Source organism: Nocardiopsis sp. CNR-923 (genome assembly GCF_001942255.1).
Classification (GTDB): Bacteria; Actinomycetota; Actinomycetes; order Streptosporangiales; family Streptosporangiaceae; genus Nocardiopsis.
This window is the reverse complement of the sequence record NZ_MKKC01000087.1, coordinates 117,270-136,735: the sequence shown is the minus strand read 5'-3', so window position 1 is coordinate 136,735 and position 19,466 is coordinate 117,270. Positions and strand designations below refer to the sequence as shown.

The following is a 19,466-nucleotide window of genomic DNA, read 5'->3' as shown; positions in this document are numbered from 1 at the left end:
GGGGACTACTTCAGGAGTCGGATGCTCACCGGGTAGCGGTACCAGATTCCCTTGTTCGCGTTGGAGGCGCCCAGGACGCCGAGGACGATCGCGAGGATCCAGATCAGCGCGATCACGGCGATGCCGATCCAGGACAGCCCTGGGAAGAAGATACCCAGTCCGATGAAGACCACGCAGGCGAAGACATAGGGGATGAGCAGCGTCAACTGGAAGTTGGCGGCCTCCGACGCGTGGTGCCGCACGACGGGCGACTGGCCGCGTTTGGCGAGGTAGATCGCCAGGGGCGGGATCCAGCCGAGGAAGGCGACCACGAACCCGGACAGGTGCGCGATCATCGACACGAGGGCCCCGTCGTCATCCTGCGCGGGCGGCTGGCCGTAGGGCCCGGGCTGGCCGTGCGGCGCCTGGGCGCCGGGGAACAGCGGGGGCTGGGGCTGGCCGAATCCGGGCTGGCCGGGCTGGGGCGCGTAGGGAGCGTAACCGGACTGGGCGGCGGCGAGCTGCTGCCCATAGGAGTGCGGGGGCGCGGCGTACGGCGGCTGCCCACCGGGCGGCTGGGCCTGCCCGGGCTGGGCGGACGGCTGCGGAGCGTACGCCTGCCCCGGGGGGCCTGGCGGCGGCGGCGAAGCCCGGCTGGCCCTGGAACTGCTGCCCCGCCTGGCCCGGAGCGGGCTGCTGGGGGTGGGCTTGGGGCTGCGCCTGGTCGGGCTGGGGGGCGTAGGGGACTGGCCGCCGTAGGGCTGCGCGTCACCGGGGTGTCCGCCGTAGGGCTGCGCGGCGCCAGGCTGCGCGTACCCCGGGAGCTGCGGCTGCGCGACCTCCGGCCGCGGAGCGTACGGCGGCTGCCCACCGGATGGTTGGGCCTGGCCGGGCTGGGCGGGCGGCTGCTGTGCGTACCCGGGGTCCTGGCCCTGGTCCGGCTGTTCCGCGGCCACTGGGGCTGCTCCGGCGGCTGGCCCTGCGGGTCCTCCGGGGACGGGGGGTTCGTCGGGGTCTGGCTCATGCTGTTCCTTGGCTCCGCTGCTCAGGGGCGGTTGTTGTCTGGGGGCCGCGCCGACGGCCGCGGAGGGCCCGAGGCGGGCGACCGGCACGACCTGACGCGGGGCGTCCTCGCCGTCGCCCGGTGTGAATTTTAGTGTTCGCCGGGATGCGGTCCCGTAACGAAGTCGATGAGCTCCTCCACGCGGCCGAGAAGAGACGGTTCCAGGTCGGCGTACGAACGGACCGCCCCCAGGATCCGGCGCCAGGCCTCACCGGTCTCCAGCCGCCAACCCAGGGCCCGCACCACCCCCTCCTTCCAGGGGATTCCCCGGGGCACCTCCGGCCAGGCGGCGATGCCCACGCTCCGGGGCCGCACCGCCTGCCAGACGTCGACGTAGGGGTGCCCGGTCACCAGCACGTGTTCGCCGCGGATCCGATCGGTGATCCTGCTCTCCTTGGACCCGGGCACGAGATGGTCCACCAGGACGCCCAACCGGCGGCCGGGGCCGGGCGCGAACTCCGCCACGATCGCCGGCAGGTCGTCGACGCCCCCGAGGAACTCCACGGCCACGCCCTCCACCCGGAGGTCGTGGCCCCAGACCTTCTCGACCAACTCGGCGTCATGCGCGCCCTCGACGTAGATGCGGCTCCCACGTGCCGTGCGCGCCCGGGCGTCCGTCACCGCGGTCGAGCCCGAGGCGCTGCGCAGCGGTCCCCTCGGCGCGCCCCCGGGGCGGACGAGGGTGACCGGCTCGCCGTCCACCAGGAACGCCGCCGGCTCCAGGTCGAACACACGGCGGCGGCCGTGCCGGTCCTCCAGGGTCACGGTCGCCTTGTCCCAGGCCACCACGCGCCGCAGAAGGTCTCCTCGACGTCCTCGACGACCAGGTCCCGGCTCAGCGGCGTCTGGCGGACCGCGCGCCTCCCGGGTCGCCGCCAGTCCTCGGCCAGCACGTCGCGGCCGTAGCGGCCGGTTCCCTTGGTAGCCACGGTCGTGCAGTCTACTGGTGCGGGGGCCGTTCCCCGTGCGGCGCTCGGGTGTGGCCGCCGACACGGCCGACGACCGCGTGGCCGACGGGCGCACGGCCGGTCCGGGAGGGAAGATCGGGGATCGTGGGCCGCGTTACTACCCATGGGTAGCCGACCGCGTTTGCGGCCGGGCATAGAATTAGCACTGAAGACCACGGAGTGCCAGGAGGTGGCGAGTTGCTGGATGAGCGCAAGCTCGCTGTGCTGCGTGCGGTCGTCGAGGACTTCGTCAACACCAACGAGCCCGTGGGGTCCAAGGCTCTCGCCGACCGGCACCGCCTCGGGGTCTCACCCGCGACCATCCGCAACGACATGGTCGCCCTTGAGGAGGACGGCTACATCACCCAGCCGCACACCAGCGCTGGGCGTGTGCGACCGACAAGGGCTACCGCCTCTTCGTCGACCGCCTGTCCTCGGTCAAGCCGCTCTCGGCGGCCGAACGGCGGGCGATCGAGTCCTTCCTCATCGGGGCCGTGGACCTCGACGAGATCATCGCGCGCACGGTGCGCCTGCTCGCCCAGCTCACCCGACAGGTCGCGATCGTCCAGTACCCCTCCCTGACCCGCTCGTCGGTGCAGCACGTGGAACTGGTTCCCCTGGGAGCGACGCGGCTGATGATGGTCGTCATCACCAACACGGGCCGGGTCGAGCAGCGGGTCATCGACGGCGCGGGCGAGATCAGCGAGAGCGCGGTCGGCGATCTGCGCTCCATGCTGAACCGGGCCATCGCGGGACTTCCCCTCGGAGACGTCCCGGACGCGGTGGACGACCTCCCCGCCCAGATCGACCCAGAACACCGTCCCATGGCCGTCTCGGTCCTCTCGGTCCTGTTGGAGAGCCTGGTCGAGCGGCACGAGGAGAAGATCGTCCTGGCCGGGACCGCCAACCTCGCGGCGGTGGACTTCGCGGCCAGTCTGCGGGACGTTCTGGAAGCACTGGAAGAGAGCATGGTCCTCATCCGTTTGCTGGGTGAGGCGAAAGACCCTTCGATGCTGACCGTGCGCATCGGTGAGGAGAACTTCCACGAGGGTCTGCGGTCCACCTCCATCGTGTCGGCCGACTATGGCGTGGGAAACCAGTCGCTGGCCAAGATCGGAGTCGTGGGTCCCACCCGGATGGACTACCCGGGAACGATGGGCGCCGTACGCGCGGTGGCCCGGTATGTCGGACAGATTTTGGCAGGACAGTAACTCAGTGGCCAGAGACTATTACCAGGTTCTCGGGGTGCGTCGTGACGCGTCCAAGGACGAGATCAAGAAGGCGTACCGTCGGCTCGCACGCGAGCTGCATCCGGACATCAACCCGGATCCCGCCACCCAGGAGCGCTTCAAGGAGGTGACCCAGCCTACGAGGTCCTCTCCGACGAGAACAAGCGCCGGATGTTCGACATGGGCCAGGACCCTACGCCCCGGCGGGCGGCGGCCCCGGCGGCTTCGGCGGCGCGGGCGGGTTCGCGTTCGACGACATCATGAACGCGTTCTTCGGCGGCGGTCAGCCTGGCGGGCGGGGCCCGCGTGAACGGGTGCGTCGCGGACGCAGCATCAAGATCCGCGTGGAGCTGGACCTGAAGGAGACCGCCTTCGGCGTCAGCAAGGACATCACCTTCCCCACGGCGATCCTGTGCGAGACCTGCCAGGGGGAGGGCACGGCCTCCGGATCGCACCGCACCACCTGTGACATGTGCCACGGCCAGGGCGAGGTCTCCCAGGTGACCCGTTCCTTCCTCGGCCAGGTCATGACCTCGCGCCCCTGCCCGCAGTGCTCGGGCCAGGGCACGGTCATCACCGACCCCTGCGCCGACTGCGCGGGCGAGGGCCGGGTACGGGAGAAGGTGACCCGCACGGTCAAGATCCCCGCCGGCGTCGACGACGGCACCCGCATCCAGCTCGCGGGCGAGGGCGAGGTCGGCCCCAACGGCGGACCGCGCGGCGACATCATCCTGGAGATCCTCCAGCGCCCCCACCCCACGTTCGAGCGCCGGGGCGACGACCTCCACTGCACGGTGACCGTTCCGATGACGGCGGCCGCGCTGGGCGCCTCCTTCGCCTTCGACACCCTCGACGGCACGGAGAACATCGACCTGCGCCCCGGCACCAACTCCGGCCACGTCATCACCCTTCCGAACAAGGGCGTCACCCACCTGGACGGAGGCGGTCGGGGCGACCTGCGCATCCGCGTCGACGTGGAGACCCCCTCCAAACTCGACGAGGAGCAGGAGGCCCTGCTGCGCAAGTTCGCCGAGCTTCGCGGAGAGGATCAGTCGCCGGGCCGGTTCAGCCCCGGTCACGGCGGCCTGTTCGCCAAGCTCCGCGACGCCTTCGGAGCCAAGTGACCCCGCCGGTCTTCCTGGTCGAGACCGCTGACATGGCGGCCGACCGGATCGAGGTGTCGGGTCCGGAGGGACGACACGCGGCCGTCGTGCGCAGGATCCGCGAGGGCGAGACGGTGGACCTGTCCGACGGCCTCGGTCGGCGTGCGCGCTGCACGGTGACCGAGGCCGCCAAGGACGGCATCGTCTGCCGGGTGCTCGACCGCTGGGACGAGCCCGAGCCCAGCCCGCGCCTGACCGTCGTCCAGGCCCTGCCCAAGGGCGACCGCGGCGAACTGGCCGTGGAGATGATGACCGAGGCCGGGGTGGACTCCGTCGTGCCCTGGGCGGCTGAGCGGTGCGTCACCCGTTGGAAGGGCGACCGGGCGGCCAAGTCCCTGGGCAAGTGGCGCGCCACCGCCCGGGAGGCCGCCAAGCAGGCGCGGCGGGGGCGCCTGCCACGGGTGGCCGACCTCGCCGACCGCACGGCCGTGACGACGCTGCTGGCCGAGGCCGACCTCGCGGTCGTCCTGCACGAGGACGGCCCCCGGCGTCTGGCCGAGCTGGACCTGCCCCGGGGCGACGGGACGGGAATCGTCCTGGTGGTCGGACCCGAGGGCGGCTTCTCCGACGCCGAATTGGACGACTTCACCGCGGCCGGAGCCGTCCCCGCCCTGCTGGGCCCGACGGTCCTGCGCACCTCCACCGCCGGTGTGGCCGCGCTGTCGGTGCTCCAGGCGCGCGCCGGCCGCTGGTGAGGGGAAGCCGCGTCCACGGAGGCGCCGACGTGTCCGCGGCACGCGTGGGTGCGGCCCCGGGGCGCGAACGGACGTTATGACGAGACGAGGGGCGTCCCAGGGATTCCGTCCCTGGGACGCCCCTCGCTCACCGAAAGCCCGGTCAGCGCAGCGCGGACTCGACCGGGGCGGTGGTGGAGTCCGAACCGCCCGCGCTGTCACCGGGGGACTGGCCTGAGTTCCCCGAGCCGTCCGGGCCGTCGTCCTCGCCCGGGTCCTCATCCCTGCCGCCGGTGCCGCCCGTGCCGCTCCCGGAGTCCTCGTCGGTGGGCTCGTCGTCGGGGGCGGGGCACTCGTCATCGGAGGGAGTCGACGCCCCCTCACCGGTGTCGGGGCTCTCCCGTTCGGTGGGAGAGGCTGGCACCGGGCCGCAGGTCGCGCTCGCCTCGACGTCGTCGGGCGACGAGGACGGCGCCGTCGAGGGCACCGTGGCGGGCGTCGGATCGTCCGTGGGCTCCGGCACGGGGGCCGCCACGTCGCCGCCCGCGTCGGGGGTGGGCGCGATGGTGGCGACGTCGTCCCCGGAGGGCTCGGACGACTGGGGCGTGCCCGCGCGGTCGGCTCCCGCCGGGACGATCTCCAGGACGTGGTCGCGGAACTCGGGGCTGGAGACGACCACGGAAGCGGCGATCAGCACTGCTCCCGCCACCGCGAGCACCGGTCGTAGCCAGGGAAGCCCGAACCACGCCCAGCCGCGTCCGCGTTCGGTCCGCTCACGGATCAGGTTCAGGGCCTCCGCGGAGGGCTCGACCGTGTCCGCCTCGGATCTCAGGATCGAGCGGAGCTGGTTCTCGAACGGGTCGTTCTCGGTGGGACTGGTCATGTCGTCTGCTCCAGGACAGAGCGGAGTGCGGAGATGCCACGGGACGTGTGACTCTTCACCGCGCCCTTGCTGATCCCCATGGCGTCCGCGATCTGCGCCTCGGACAGGTCGCCGTAGTACCGGAGCACGATGGCCTCTCGCTGACGGGTGGGTAGTTTACGCAGGGCCCTGATGACGGCCTCGCGTTCCAACTGACTCATGGCGCCGTGCTCCGCGCTGGGAGCGTCGGGCAACGCCTTGGGTGCGTGCTTCTCCACCACGGCCCGGTGGCGCAGGACCGATCGCGCCTTGTTCACGACCGCCTGCCGGAGGTAGGACAGGGCCTTGTTGGGATCGCGCAGCCGTCGCCAGGCGGAGTGCATGGCGACGAAGGAGTCCTGCACGACCTCCTCCGCGGTCGCGTGGTCCCGGACGAGCAGCGAGGCGAGACGGACCAACGGGCGGTAGTGCTCCCGATAGAGTTCGGTCACCGCGTGGTCGCGTCCCAGGCCACGGCGAGGGAAGCCGTGGTGGCTCCCGCCACCATGGTTTCTGTCGTCACATCAGTTCGACGCACACCCTTGTCGCGGGGTTTACGAAAGGGCATACCTCTTCTTTTCCAAGTAGGGGTGCGTTTCAGGCCGAACACGCCGGAGGGTGGACGTCGGTGGAGGAGGCCGACGACCCGCCGCGCACGGGTGCAAAGCCTATCGTGTCTTCTCCCGAGGGAGACGCGGTACCAGGGTCTGCCGTTCCGAACTTGATGGCATCCGGTGCGCGGGACCTGCGGCATCATGGTGACCGGACATTCCGAGACGGCCGCCACGGAGCCCGCCGCGCGGCCCGCGCGGCGGGAGCAACCGGGCGACAGTCCCCCGACGGAGGTACGCGATGGCCCAGGCCGACTGCCTTTTCTGCAAGATCGTTCGGGGGGAGGTGCCCGCCGAGATCGTTCGCGAGGGGAAGCGCACCGTCGCCTTCCGCGACATCAACCCCCAGGCGCCCACCCACGTGCTGATCGTTCCGCGCGACCACCACCCGGACGCCGCGACCGCGGCCGCCACCGGGACGGGACTGCTGGACGAGATCGCGCTGGAGGCCCGTGAGGTGGCCGAGGCGGAGGGCGTGGCCGATTCGGGGTACCGGCTGGTGTTCAACACCGGCAGCGGCGCCGGGCAGACGGTGTTCCACCTGCACGGGCATCTGCTGGGCGGGCGCGGCCTGAACTGGCCCCCCGGTTAGGAGTTCTGTGTCCGGTGCGGTCGGAAAGGCGATCGAGCCGGGCGGGGACGCGTTGGTAGACTCAAGGAGTGGTCCCAGGGGCCGGTGAGCCGCCGGAGGCGCCGGTCCAGGGGCGGGTCCGGTACCGGCTTCGGTCGCCGGACGCGGCGTACCCCGCCGGAGCGGGCGGGGTCGGAACGAAGGGTAGGACAGCGGCCGCAAGGCCACGTCATGGCCGAGACAACGCACACGCAACCGCGACGGGACACACAGGTCAAGGTCGTGGTCCCGGACGAGCACACCATGGTCGGCCTGCTGGGCTCGGGGGACGAACTCCTCCGGGCGCTGGAGCGGGCGTTCGAGAGCGACATCCACGTCCGCGGCAACGAGTTCACGATCAGCGGCAGCCCCGAGGAGACCGCGGTCGTGGTCCGCCTCATCGAGGAGCTCATCGAACTCGCCAAGAGCGGAACCCACGTCACCCCCGACACCATCGACCGCATGGTGCACATGCTGCGCACGCCCGGCACGGAACGCCCCGCCGACGTGCTCACGACCAACATCCTGTCCAACCGCGGCAGGACGATCCGCCCCAAGACCGTCAACCAGAAGCGGTACGTCGACATCATCGACCGGCACACGGTCGTGTTCGGCATCGGACCGGCGGGAACCGGCAAGACCTACCTGGCGATGGCCAAGGCCGTCAAGGCCCTCCAGGACAAGGAGGTCAACCGGATCATCCTCACGCGTCCGGCGGTCGAGGCGGGCGAGCGGCTGGGGTTCCTGCCGGGCACCCTCTACGAGAAGATCGACCCGTACCTGCGGCCGCTGTACGACGCGCTGCACGACATGCTCGACCCCGACTCCATCCCCAAGCTGATGTCGGCCGGGACGATCGAGGTCGCGCCCCTGGCCTACATGCGGGGCCGTGCCCAACCGGTCGGGACGAAGGTCCTCACCCCTGAGGGCTTCCGCCCGATCGGCGATCTGCGCGTCGGTGACCTCGTCGTCGGCTCGAACGGTGAGCCCACACCGGTGATCGGGGTCTACCCGCAGGGCAGGAAGGCGATCTACCGCTTCTCCTCGCAGGACGGCGCTTCGACCTGTGCTCCGAGGACCACCTGTGGTCCGTGCGCACGCGTGAGGACACCCGACGGGGCAGGCCGTACCGGGTGCTCACGGCGAGGGAAATGGTCGAGAGCGGCCTGCGGACAGCCCACCACCGCAAGTACGAACTCCCGTTGCTCAGCGCTCCGGTCGCCTTCCCCGCACGGGACGTGCCCATGGATCCGTACGCGCTGGGCCTGCTCCTGGGGGACGGGAGCCCGACCGGGTCGACGACGCCGAGCCCGGCCGGGGTCCGGGCGTGGGAATCCGGACCGGACCGCGTCCTGAACCGGGCGACGCTGCCCGGGGACGTCATCACCATCGCCGACCCGGTGACGGCCGTCGCGCGCGAGCTCGGGGCGTCCGAGACGAACCCGGGCGCCAGGTTCGTCCCGGACGACTACCTGTACAACACCGCCGACGTCCGGCTGGCCCTGCTTCAGGGGCTGCTGGATTCAGGCGGAGGGCCGGTCGCCCAGAACGGCCGCACCTGCCGGATCCGCTACGGCACCGCCTCTGGGCACCTGGCCTCGGCGGTGCGGTTCCTCGTGCGGTCGCTCGGCGGGGTGGTGGACGAGCGCACACATCGCGCGCGGGGGCGGCCACCCGGCCGGGCCCGGGAGGCGTTCCACCGCCAGGACGCCCATGTTCTGGACCTGCGGCTCCCCGAGGGGATCGCACCGTTCCGGCTCGGGCGCAAGAGGGACGGGTACCGTGCCGCCGGCGGCGGCCGTCCGAGGCGCTTCGTGGACTCCGTCGAGCCGGCGGGGAGCGAGGAGTGCGTCTGCATCCAGGTGGCGGCCCAGGACTCCCTCTACGTCACCGAGGACTTCCTGCTGACGCACAACACCCTCAACGACTCCTTCATCATCCTGGACGAGGCGCAGAACACCTCGCCCGAGCAGATGAAGATGTTTCTCACGCGGCTCGGCTTCGGATCGAAGATCGTCGTGACCGGCGACGTCACCCAGGTCGACCTCCCCGGCGGGCAGACCAGCGGACTGCGCACCATCGAGAACATCCTGAGTGACATCGACGACATCGCCTTCGTCCGCCTGTCGAGCGAGGACGTGGTCCGCCACAGGCTCGTCGGGCGGATCGTGGACGCCTACGGCCGCTACGACGCCGCCCAGGCGGGGCGGCCCGGCAACGGCGGGCGCCCCGCCGGCCGGGCCCCCGGCGGAGCCCCACCGAGGCCCCGAGCGACGCCGGAACGGGGAGCGGCCACACCGAATAGCGGGCAGACTGGAGTGGTACGACGTCCGAGCCGATGGGCCCGCCGCGGTGCGGGCCCATCGGCTCGGACGTCCCGGCGCCGACGCGCCGCCGGGTGGTCATCCCGCTCGGCCCTGACGATTCCCAAGTGAGGCAGCCGCAACCGATGAGTATCGACGTCGCCAACGAGTCGGGCGTCACCACCGTGGACGAGGAGCGACTCTCCCGCCTGGCTCGGCACGTGCTCGACGCCATGCGCGTCCACCCGCTGGCCGAGCTGTCCGTCGTGCTGGTGGACGAGGAGCCGATGACGGACCTGCACGTCCGGTGGATGGACGAACCCGGCCCCACCGACGTCCTCTCCTTCCCGATGGACGAACTGCGTCCCGGGGGGCCCGGCCGCACCAGCGAGCCGGCGTCCTCGGCGACGTGATCATCTGCCCCCAGGTCGCCGAACGCCAGGCGCGCAAGGCCGGGCACTCGACCGAGGCCGAGATCGACCTGCTGTGCACGCACGGCATTTTGCACCTGCTCGGCTACGACCACGCCGAGCCCGACGAGCACAAGGAGATGTTCGGTCTCCAGGCCGAGATCCTCTCCGCCTGGTGCGAGCGGGAGTCGGCCGGGTCCGGGGGAGACGAGAGCGACCGATGAGCGCCGTGTCGACCACGGATCCGTGGGCGGTCGGCGACCCCGTCCTGTGGGCGGTCGCGTTCGCCGTCGCCCTGCTGCTGACGGCCGTGGCCGGATTCCTCGCCGCCGCCGAGGTCGCGGTCACCCGGGTGGCCTCCGTGGGGCTGCCCGAGACGTCCGGTGAGCGGAGCGCCGCCCCCGGTTGGGCACGCGTGGCCGCAGACCCCACCGGCCACCTGAACGTCCTGCTGTTCCTGCGCGTGGTCACCGAGGTGTGCGCGGCGCTGGCCACCGCGTCGGGCATGGTGCTCCTGCTGGGTCCGGGCTGGCCCGCGCTGGTCCTGGCCCTGGTCGTGCTGGTCGTGGCCGAGTCGGTGTTCGTCGCGATCGCCCCGCGCATCCTGGGCCGCCAGTTCGCCGGGCCCATCGCGTTGGCGAGCGCGGCCGTGGTGCAGCCCCTGCAGTTCGCGGTGGGTCCGGTCGCCCGGCTCCTGGTGGGGATGGGCCGTGCTCTCACCCCTCGGGAGAAGGGGGACCGCGAGGGCCCGTTCAGCACCGAGGTGGAATTGCGCCAGCTCGTCGACCTGGCCGAGCGGGGCGAGGTGATCCACCCCGAGGAGCGCCAGATGATCCACTCGGTGTTCAAACTCGACGACACCTCCGTGCGCGAGGTCATGGTGCCACGCCCCGACATCGTGTTCACCAACCGGGACGCGGACGCGACGCGGTCCTGTCGCTGGCACTGGCCAGCGGCTACTCGCGGATCCCGGTGACGGGTGAGGACGAGGACGACGTGGTCGGCATCGTCTACCTCAAGGACCTCGTGGAGCGGTTGCGCGACCGCTGGTCGGCGACCGCTGGCGGGGGAACCGAGCCCGCGATGACCGCGGCGGACGTGATGCGTTCGGCCACCTACGTCCCCGACACCAAGCCGATCGACGAACTTCTGCGCGAGATGCAGCAGCAGCGCAACCACGTCGCCGTGGCCATCGACGAGTACGGCGGCACGGCGGGCCTGGTGACGCTGGAGGACATCGTGGAGGAGATCGTCGGGGAGATCACCGACGAGTACGACCACGAGATCCCGCCGGTGCAGTGGCTGGACGAGACGCGGGTGCGGGTGACCGCTCGGCTGCCGCTGGGCGAGCTCGCCGAGCTCTTCCCCGACCTGGACCTGGAGGCTCCGGAGGTGGAGACGGTCGGCGGTCTGGTGGCGTACGTGCTGGGCCGGGTCCCCGCCGGCGGCGCGCAGGCGCAATACGCTGGTCTCAGACTCACCCTGGAGGGTCGGGGCGGTCGTCGGAACCGCCTGACCACGGCCCTGGTGGAACGCCTGACCGACGGGGAGGGCGTGCTCGGGGGCCAGGGGAAGAACGAGGACGTAAGGAGCACGGAGCAGTGACGGACACGACGGGGCTGGGCCCCGAGGACGGCAAGCTCATCACCCTCGCCCGGGCATCCCGGGCCCGCAACGCGGCGGCCGAGGGCGCGGCGGTGCGCGACGAGACCGGGCGCACCTACGTCGCGACGACGGTGTCGCTGCCCTCGCTCAGGCTCACCGCCTTGCAGGCGGCCGTCGCCGCGGCCGTGTCCAGCGAGGCCTCCGCACTGGAGGCCGCGGTGGTGGTGACCGAGTCCAAGGAACTGAACGAGGCCGACCGCGCTGTCGCGGACGACCTGAAGACCCAGGTGGTGGTGATCGCGGCCCCCGACGGGGTGCCCGCGAGCATCACCCGGCGCTGAGTAGGACAGATGAACGACCTCGACCTGGAGAAGCTGCGGCTTCCGCTGCCCGCGCCCTCTTATCCGGAGGGCCACCGCAGCGGGTTCGCCTGCTTCGTGGGCCGTCCCAACGTGGGCAAGTCCACGCTGATGAACGCGCTGGTCGGCCAGAAGGTGGCGATCACCAGCAACCGGCCGCAGACGACCCGGCGGACGGTGCGCGGGATCGTCCACCGGCCCGACGCGCAGCTGATCATCGTGGACACGCCCGGCCTGCACAAGCCGCGCACGCTGTTGGGGGAGCGGCTGGACTCGTTGGTGCGGTCCACCCTGGTCGAGGTGGACGTGATCGCGTTCTGCCTGCCCGCCAACGAGCCGATCGGCCGGGGCGACACCTACATCGCCAAGGAGTTGGCCGAGCAGACCAACACGCCGGTGGTCGCTTTGGTCACCAAGACCGACCTGGCCGACCGGGCGGCCGTCGGCGAGCAGTTGCTGGCGGCGCAGGAGCTGGGCGAGTGGGCGGACATCGTGCCGGTCTCGGCCGAGGGCGGGTTCCAGCTCGACACGGTGACGGACGTGCTGTGCTCGCATCTGCCGGAGGGGCCGCCGCTGTACCCGGACGGCGACCTGACCGACGAGCCCGACGAGATGCTCGTGGCGGAGCTGGTGCGCGAGGCCGCGTTGGAGGGTGTGCGCGACGAGCTGCCGCACTCGATCGCCGTGGTCGTGGACGAGATGACCGAGCGCGAGAACACCAGGCCGGGCAAGGAACTGGTGGACATCTACGCCTCGCTGTACGTGGAGCGTTCCAGTCAGAAGGCGATCGTCATCGGGTCGAAGGGGTCGCGGCTGCGCGACGTCGGCTCGCGGGCGCGCAAGCAGATCGAGGGGCTGCTGGGGCGGCGGGTCTTCCTGGACCTGCGCGTGCGGGTGGCCAAGGACTGGCAGCGCGATCCCAAGCAGCTGCGGAAGCTGGGCTTCGACCAGCCGACGTAGTCTCCTCGGGCCCGTGCTCCGCTTCGTCCCGCCCGTCGCCCACCACCACGCTCGTCGGACCTGGGGCGCCGCCAGGGGTGACCGGGCCGAAGAATGCGGGCCGTGACCAGCGCGGTCACGGCTCGCTCGGCGTTCGGGGACGGTCAGGTCTGGTGGTTGAGGTCGCAGGCCAGGGTGCGGGCGGCCTCCTGGACCAGCGGGGCGGCCCGGTCGACGAAGTCCCAGGTCACGCGGCGGTCGGGACCCGAGACGGACACGGCCATCCGGGAGGGCGCGCCCTCCACGGGAACCGCCACGCAGCGCACGCCGATCTCCTGTTCGCCGTCGTCGATGGCGAAGCCGCGTTCGCGAACGCGCCGCAGTTCGGCGACGAACTCCTCGGGGCCGGTGATGGTGCGGTCGGTCGCTGCGGGCATGCCGGTGCGGCGCACGGTCGCCAGTGCCTCCTCGTCGCTCAGCTGGGACAGAAGGGCCTTGCCGACCCCGGCCGAGTGCGGGAGGACGCGTCGGCCGACCTCGGTGAACATGCGCATGGCGTGCGGCGACGGCACCTGGGCCACGTAGATGACCTTGTCGCCGTCGAGCATCGCCAGGTTGGCGGTCTCGCCGAGGACCTCGACCAGGTGGGCGAGGTGGGGGCGGGCCCAGGTGCCGAGCATCTGGGAGGCCTTGTCGCCCAGACCGATGAGCCGGGGGCCGAGGGCGTAGCGGCGCGAGGGCAGTTGCCGTACGTATCCGTTGCCGACCAGCGTCCGGATGATCCGGTGGATGGTGGGCAGCGGCAGCTGGGACGACTCGGCGAGCTGGCTGAGGGAGGTCTCGCCCCCCGCCTCCGCCATGATCTCCAGCAGGGCGAAGGCCCGTTCGAGGGACTGCACCCCACCGGAACGACCGCGCCTGGTGGTCTCCTCAGGTAGGGACGGGGTGTCGGTCTGGGTGGTCTGCGAGGCTGACAACGGTCATGCTCCCCTGTGAAGGCCGTGCGGTCACGGTCTTAATTCTGCGATACGAAAAGTACTTCCCATCTCTGCGTCCTCTATAGCACGGCACGGTCACGTGACGCTGCCCCAAGCGCAACGGGTCGGGGCGATCGGGGCGCCTCTGGTACCGCTGAGCTCTTGTTATTCCGAATCGCAGAAGTTAGCATCCGCATATAGGAATTATGGCAGGCCTTTCTTCGGGAGGCCGGGCCACCCCTACGGAGAGGAACCGCAACGTGACAGCGGAGGATCCCCTGTCCCTCGACGAGCTCACGGCGGCGTTGGACGCTCGCCTGGCCGACGCTGACGCGCGCCTGGCCCGTGAGTACCCCGGCGCCAACACCGCGCGCCAACCGGTGCACACCGTCTACGTCCCCGCCGACCGGATCCGTCCCGGCCTGGCGGCCGACTGGGGGCGCGAGGCCCTGGAAGCCCTCGACGAGTTCGCCCCGAAGGCCGTCGACCTGGTCGAGATCACTGGGCTGAGCGAGTCCGCCGTCGCCGAGGCGCTGCCGCGCGTGCGCGCCAAGCTCACCCGGGAGCCGATCGAGGACCTGCGCGCCGACCTGGAGGACGGCTACGGCAACCGCGGCGACGAGGCTGAGGACGCCGACGTCGCCGCCGCCGCGGAAGCCTTCTGCGCCGACCTCGCCGCGGGCGCCGCCACCCCCTACTTCGGCATCCGGATGAAGGGCATGGAGGCCGTTGGACGGCACCGCGGGGTCCGTAGCCTCACCCTGTTCCTCCAGACCCTCCTGGAGCGCCACGGTTCCCTGCCGGACAACCTCGTCCTCACGCTCCCCAAGATCACCTCCGTCGAACAGGTCGAGGCCATGGCCTGGGTCTGCGACCGGCTGGAGCGGCGGTTCGATCTGCCCCAGGGCCGTCTGCGGTTCGAGCTCCAGATCGAAACCCCCCAGTCGATCCTGCTCCAGGACGGCACGGCCGCCGTGGCCCGGATGATCGGCGCGGGTCAGGGCCGGGCGAGCGCCCTGCACTACGGCACCTACGACTACAGCGCGGCCTGCGGGATCACCGCCGCCTACCAGAGCCTGGCCCACCCGGTCGCCGACCACGCCAAGGCGGTCATGCAACTGGCCGCCGCGGGTACCGGCGTGTGGCTCTCCGACGGGGGCAGCAACGTTCTGCCCGTGGGCGGGCGCGCCGACGTCCACCGGGCCTGGCGGCTGCACGCCGGGCTGGTCCGCCGGTCCCTGGAACGCGGGTACTACCAGGGTTGGGACCTGCACCCGGGCCAGCTGCCCATGCGGTTCCTGGCTGTCTACGCCTTCTACCGGGAGGCCTTCGCCCCCGCCGCGGCCCGTCTGAGGGCCTACTTCGGCGCCGTGGCCGGCGGCGTCATGGACGAGCCCGCCACCGCGCAGGCGCTGGCGTCGGCCCTGGTCAACGGGGTGCGCTGCGGTGCTCTCGACGAGGCCGAGGTCGAGGAGCGCACGGGGACGGACGCGGCCACCCTGCTGGGCCTGGCCACCCGCCGAGTCGGACAGGAGCAGTGATGACCACCCTCGTTCTGCGCGCCCGGCGCGCCGTCACCCCCGAGGGCGTGCGGCCGGTGACCGTCGCCGTCACCGACGGGCGGATCACCGCCGTCCTACCAGGCGCGGACGCGGTCGCCAGTGCCGCCAGGGAGATCGTCCTGGCCGAGGACGAGGTGCTGCTGCCGGGCCTGGTCGACTCCCACGTGCACGTCAACGAGCCCGGCCGCACCGAGTGGGAGGGCTTCGCCAGCGCCACGCGCGCCGCCGCGCTGGGCGGTGTGACCACGATCGTCGACATGCCGCTCAACAGTGTGCCCCCGACCACCACCGTGCACGGCCTGGACGTCAAGCGCTCCGTGGCGCGCGACCAGGTCGCGGTGGACGTCGGGTTCTGGGGCGGGGCCGTGCCCGAGAACTGCGCCCCCGGCGCCACCGAGGAGCTGCGGGCGCTGCACGAGCGGGGCGTGTACGGGTTCAAGGCGTTCCTGTCGCCGTCCGGCGTGGACGAGTTCGGGCACCTGTCGCCCGACCAGCTGCGCACGGCGGCGGCGGCGATCGGCGGGTTCGGCGGCCAGATCATCGTGCACGCCGAGGACCCCTCGGTCCTAGTCGGGGCGCCCGCCGCGTCGGGGCGCGAGTACGCGGCCTTCCTGGCCTCGCGCCCCGACGCGGCCGAGCACGAGGCGATCGCGCTGGTCATCGAGACCGCGCGCCGGACCGGTACCCGCGCGCACATCCTGCACCTGTCCAGCGCCTCGGCGCTGCCGCTGATCGCCCGAGCCCGTGCGGACGGCGTGCCGCTGACCGTGGAGACGTGTCCGCACTACCTGACCCTGGAGGCCGAGGCGATCCCCGCCGGGGCCACCCAGTTCAAGTGCTGTCCGCCGATCCGCGGCCACGCCAACCGCGACCTGCTGTGGCGGGCGCTGTCGGACGGTCTGATCGACTGCGTGGTCAGCGACCACTCGCCGAGCACACCGGACCTGAAGAACCTGGACACGGGGGACTTCGGCACGGCTTGGGGCGGGGTGTCCGGGCTCCAGGTGGGCTTCAGCGCGGTGTGGACCGAGGCGCGTCGGCGCGGGGTGCCGCTGGAGGACGTCGTGCGGTGGATGTCCTCCGGCCCGGCGCGGGTCGCCGGGGTCGAGGGCAAGGGCTCGATCGTCGGGGGAGGCGACGCGGACTTCGCGATCGTGGCCCCGGAGGAGACGCTGCACGTGGTCGCGCGGGACCTTCAGCACAGGAACCCGGTGAGCGCCTACGACGGAGCCGATCTGGTGGGCCGGGTGCGCCGCACGATCCTGCGCGGCGCCGACGTCGACCTGGAGGCCCCCGCCGGTCGGCTGTTGACCCGGGGCTGAGCTCCGGAGCCGGTACGGTCCCGGGGCGCGATCGCGCCCCGGGACCGTACCGTGCCGAGCGGCTCAGCCGCAGTAGGAGTCCTCCTCGCCGATGATGCGGTACGGGCAGTCGGCGTAGTCGAGCAGACGCAGGACCGCCTCACGGTTGCGCGCGGTCTCCCGGTCGATCACCGAGGACGGCGGGTAGAAGCCCCCGCCCCAGAAGCTGCTCGGATACATCTCGTAGGTGAAGTTGACGATCCGCTGGTCGCCCCACAGCCAGTCGTTGATCGTCCCGTCCGTCAGGTACAGGTCGCTGGACTGCTGCGGCGTGTACCCGTTGGCTTGGGCCATGTACGTGCCGAGTTCCTCGTGGGTGTCGTATCGTCACGGTTCATCCCGTTCGTGACTTCGCTGTAGGTGTAGCCGAACGGCCACAGGATCAGTTCGCTGTAGGTGTGGAAGTCGATCGCCGACGTGATCTGCTGCTCGCCGCCGACCACCCGGCTCCGGACGAAGTCGGCGACCTCCGACACCTCGGGGGCGGACTCGGGGGCGGTGCCGCGGTAGGTCTGGCTCGACGTGCTGCCCGACGAACCGCCGCAGCAGCCCCAGTTGTAGTCCCAGTTGCGGTTGAGGTCGGTGCCGACGTACGACGAACCCGAGTTGGGCTGCCGGTTCTTGCGCCAGTTGCGCCACGACGAGCCCGCCATGTCGTACTCGGCGCCGTCGGGGTTGACCATGGGCAGGATCCAGATCTCCCGGTCGTCGACCAGGTCGGTGATCCTCGTGTCGGAGCCGTACTCGCTGGTGAGCAGCTCCATCAGGTAGACGGCCATCTCGACCGTCAGATGCTCGCGGGCGTGCTGCGAGTGCGTGAACAGGACTTCGGGCTCATCCTCGTCGGAGCCGACGTTGTCGCTGATCTTGATCGCGATCAGTTCGCGGCCCTGGTAGGAGTGCCCGTAGACGGACTGGGAGGCGATGTCCGGGTTCTGGGAGACCACCTGGTCCACGGCGTCGCGCAACTCGGAGTACGTGGTGTACCCGGGGTCGGGGGAGCGCAGCGTGGTGGGCGGGTCGAACTCGGTGACCTCGTACCCGAGGGCGTCGATGGTCCGGGCGGTCTCGATCGTCGCGGTGACGAGCACCGTGTCGGAGCCGATGTCGTCGATCGCCGCGCCGGCCGAGGCGATCTCGGTCCGTTCCTGAGCCGTCGACACTCCGCTGACCTCGTACAGGGCGGGGGCGTCGGCGGTCTGGGCGCTGGCGGGGCTGAGCAGCCCGAGGACGAGCGCTCCGGCGGCGAGGGGGGCGAGGATTCTTCGGGGGGTGGGGGAACGCATGACACGGCCTCCGGGGAGCGGGGGGTGAGGCGTCTGACTTTTGGCGTCATTGCTAAGGAATGCCGCAAAGCCTGTCAATCCGTCTAACGCAGCGTGTCGGTCGCGACGAAATGCCTGGTTTGGCCCCTTGGGCAGGTGGGGCCCGCTTCCCCGTGCCGCGGACGCGCACACGCCGTGGCCGGATGTGGCCACGGCGTGCACGGTGCGCACACAACGTACCTGACCGCACACGGCGCGCACGCGGGGGCCGCCCGAGCCCGCGCCGCCCAGCACGGGGGCGGGCAGGGCGGCCATCACCCCGTTCAGGATCGGGAACAGGCCGAGCGCCAGCAGGATGACACCGCCCGTCGCGACGACGAACCGGCTGCGGATTCCGGTGAGCGCCAGCAACCCGATGTTCTGGGCGAAGGAACTGGTCGGCGCGGTGTGGCGCGGCGTGGGGCGGGGACCCGGGACCCGGGGCCCGGCCGGACCGGTGAACGGGCCCCGGGAATCGTGGGATTCCTACACGAAGCCGGGGACGGCCTTCCAGGCGTCACCGGCGTCGGGAGCGTCGTCTCGCTCGACCGCGGCCTCGATCTTGCCGTAGGGGCGGTCGGCGGCGAAGAAGACCTCGTTCGGGTTGTCCAGGCCGAACGGCGACAGGTCCACCAGGAAGTGGTGGTTGTTCGGCATGGAGAACCTGATCTCGGCGACCTCGGGGTGCGTCTCCAGGACGGCCTTGCCCATCTCGTACAGCGTCTGCTGGAGGGCGAGGCTGTGCGTCTCGGCGAACGCCTCAAGGCAGGCGGCGCGGATCGAGGAGTAGAGCTTGTCGAACTCCAGGTCCGTGCCAACGTAGCGCCAGCGGGCGGTGACGTCCGTGGCGAGGATCCGGTCGTCCGTCTCCTGGAGGGTGGTGTACTTCGTCCTCGGGTAGCCGTGGAACTCGGACCCGGTGGACTTGAGGACGGTCAGGCCCTCGAAGCCGGATACCACCCACTCCCTGTCGCCGTCCTTGTTGACCACGGTGGTGCGGGTCTCCGCACCGCTGCGGGAGAAGGCGTGGTCGTGCGGGCCGTGCGAGGTGGCGATGCGCTCCCAGGAGTACTCCTGGATCTCCTGACGCGCGCCGTGCACGTACTCGTGCTCGTCGACGAAGTGACGCGCGAGCCCGAGCGCGAAGTCCTCGATGGCGCCGACGCCGCCCCACTCCTTGGCCTTGGCGTAGACGGTGTTCTTCTGGGTGTCGGTCGGCAGGCACGTGCTGTTGTCGCCGACGGTGTGGACGGTCTCCAGGTCGCCGCGCAGCTGCGAGGTGACGTTGACGTCCTTGATCCGGTGGACCGCGCTGTCGCGGTTGACGTGGACGAGGCGCACCTCGGCCTTGCCGTACTGGTTGTCTCCGAGTCGGATACCCATCAGGGCGTACTCCATCCCATGTGTGTACATGACGTCGTTTCGCGCCGGGCGTCGCGCGCCCGTGCGGTGCGCACGAGGGAGGACCG

13 protein-coding genes and 8 pseudogenes are annotated in these 19,466 nt (G+C 71.4%); 13 read left to right on the top strand and 8 right to left on the bottom strand.

The window, feature by feature from the left end:
• Positions 1–5: 5 nt before the first annotated feature.
• Positions 6–335, bottom strand: a complete 330-nt coding sequence (locus BJF83_RS14605) for a DUF4870 domain-containing protein (protein ID WP_075926760.1) — start codon at positions 333–335, stop codon at positions 6–8.
• On the opposite strand from BJF83_RS14605, the gene BJF83_RS26805 reads away from it, so the two are divergent.
• Positions 324–1,136, top strand: a complete 813-nt coding sequence (locus BJF83_RS26805; RefSeq protein WP_143831895.1) for a hypothetical protein — start codon at positions 324–326, stop codon at positions 1,134–1,136. The genes BJF83_RS14605 and BJF83_RS26805 overlap by 12 nt on opposite strands.
• On the opposite strand, the pseudogene BJF83_RS14595 reads toward BJF83_RS26805, so the two are convergent.
• Positions 1,133–1,971: pseudogene (locus BJF83_RS14595) on the bottom strand (DUF3097 domain-containing protein). The gene BJF83_RS26805 and the pseudogene BJF83_RS14595 sit on opposite strands and share 4 nt — an antisense overlap.
• Positions 1,972–2,187: 216 nt before the next feature.
• On the opposite strand from BJF83_RS14595, the pseudogene hrcA reads away from it, so the two are divergent.
• The 3 genes and pseudogenes from hrcA to BJF83_RS14580 all read left to right on the top strand — a co-directional run bounded on the left by hrcA (position 2,188) and on the right by BJF83_RS14580 (position 5,076).
• Positions 2,188–3,200: pseudogene (hrcA, locus tag BJF83_RS14590) on the top strand (heat-inducible transcriptional repressor HrcA).
• A gap of 4 nt (positions 3,201–3,204) precedes the next feature.
• Positions 3,205–4,342, top strand: a pseudogene (gene dnaJ / locus BJF83_RS14585) (molecular chaperone DnaJ).
• Entirely contained in the window at positions 4,339–5,076 is a 738-nt protein-coding gene (locus tag BJF83_RS14580; protein WP_075926720.1) for a 16S rRNA (uracil(1498)-N(3))-methyltransferase, read from the top strand. The pseudogene dnaJ and the gene BJF83_RS14580 overlap by 4 nt, the downstream one beginning before the upstream one ends.
• Positions 5,077–5,218: 142 nt before the next feature.
• On the opposite strand, the gene BJF83_RS14575 is transcribed toward BJF83_RS14580, so the two are convergent.
• The gene (locus BJF83_RS14575) at positions 5,219–5,938 is read right to left on the bottom strand and encodes a hypothetical protein (RefSeq protein WP_075926719.1); all 720 of its coding nucleotides are present in this window, start codon (positions 5,936–5,938) and stop codon (positions 5,219–5,221) included.
• A pseudogene (locus BJF83_RS14570) lies at positions 5,935–6,464 on the bottom strand (SigE family RNA polymerase sigma factor). The gene BJF83_RS14575 and the pseudogene BJF83_RS14570 overlap by 4 nt, the downstream one beginning before the upstream one ends.
• 344 nt (positions 6,465–6,808) lie before the next feature.
• Between BJF83_RS14570 and BJF83_RS14565 the strand changes: the two are divergent.
• The 7 genes and pseudogenes from BJF83_RS14565 to era all read left to right on the top strand — a co-directional run bounded on the left by BJF83_RS14565 (position 6,809) and on the right by era (position 12,814).
• Positions 6,809–7,159, top strand: coding sequence for a histidine triad nucleotide-binding protein (locus BJF83_RS14565; protein ID WP_075926718.1), 351 nt, complete (start codon positions 6,809–6,811; stop codon positions 7,157–7,159).
• Between the two features lie 210 nt (positions 7,160–7,369).
• The gene (locus tag BJF83_RS29245; RefSeq protein WP_262391553.1) at positions 7,370–8,533 is read left to right on the top strand and encodes a PhoH family protein; all 1,164 of its coding nucleotides are present in this window, start codon (positions 7,370–7,372) and stop codon (positions 8,531–8,533) included.
• Positions 8,422–9,612 (top strand): PhoH family protein, encoded by a 1,191-nt coding sequence (locus BJF83_RS29240; RefSeq protein WP_262391557.1) that lies wholly within the window; start codon positions 8,422–8,424, stop codon positions 9,610–9,612. Before BJF83_RS29245 ends, BJF83_RS29240 begins: the two co-directional genes overlap by 112 nt.
• 14 nt (positions 9,613–9,626) lie before the next feature.
• Positions 9,627–10,114: pseudogene (gene ybeY / locus BJF83_RS14555) on the top strand (rRNA maturation RNase YbeY).
• A pseudogene (locus BJF83_RS14550) lies at positions 10,111–11,495 on the top strand (hemolysin family protein). Before ybeY ends, BJF83_RS14550 begins: the two co-directional pseudogenes overlap by 4 nt.
• Positions 11,492–11,836 (top strand): cytidine deaminase, encoded by a 345-nt coding sequence (locus BJF83_RS14545; RefSeq protein ID WP_075926717.1) that lies wholly within the window; start codon positions 11,492–11,494, stop codon positions 11,834–11,836. The pseudogene BJF83_RS14550 and the gene BJF83_RS14545 overlap by 4 nt, the downstream one beginning before the upstream one ends.
• 9 nt (positions 11,837–11,845) lie before the next feature.
• Positions 11,846–12,814, top strand: a complete 969-nt coding sequence (era, locus tag BJF83_RS14540) for a GTPase Era (RefSeq protein ID WP_075926716.1) — start codon at positions 11,846–11,848, stop codon at positions 12,812–12,814.
• Between the two features lie 143 nt (positions 12,815–12,957).
• Here the strand turns inward: era and BJF83_RS14535 are convergent, their stop codons facing one another.
• Positions 12,958–13,692 (bottom strand): IclR family transcriptional regulator, encoded by a 735-nt coding sequence (locus BJF83_RS14535; protein WP_075926715.1) that lies wholly within the window; start codon positions 13,690–13,692, stop codon positions 12,958–12,960.
• 338 nt (positions 13,693–14,030) lie between these two features.
• Here BJF83_RS14535 and BJF83_RS14530 point away from each other — a divergent pair, with 338 nt between their 5' ends.
• The gene (locus tag BJF83_RS14530; RefSeq protein WP_075926714.1) at positions 14,031–15,311 is read left to right on the top strand and encodes a DUF6986 family protein; all 1,281 of its coding nucleotides are present in this window, start codon (positions 14,031–14,033) and stop codon (positions 15,309–15,311) included.
• Entirely contained in the window at positions 15,311–16,654 is a 1,344-nt protein-coding gene (gene allB / locus BJF83_RS14525) for an allantoinase AllB (RefSeq protein WP_075926713.1), read from the top strand. The genes BJF83_RS14530 and allB overlap by 1 nt, the downstream gene beginning before the upstream one ends.
• A gap of 63 nt (positions 16,655–16,717) precedes the next feature.
• Here the strand turns inward: allB and BJF83_RS14520 are convergent.
• From BJF83_RS14520 to pucL, 3 genes and pseudogenes are all read right to left on the bottom strand, one after another.
• A pseudogene (locus BJF83_RS14520) lies at positions 16,718–17,979 on the bottom strand (M14 family metallopeptidase).
• A gap of 255 nt (positions 17,980–18,234) precedes the next feature.
• Positions 18,235–18,399 (bottom strand): annotated as a pseudogene (locus BJF83_RS14515) (solute carrier family 23 protein); the annotation flags it as partial.
• Between the two features lie 84 nt (positions 18,400–18,483).
• A complete protein-coding gene (gene pucL / locus BJF83_RS14510; RefSeq protein ID WP_075926759.1) occupies positions 18,484–19,380 on the bottom strand; it encodes a factor-independent urate hydroxylase in 897 nt (298 codons plus the stop codon).
• Between the last annotated feature and the right edge of the window lie 86 nt (positions 19,381–19,466).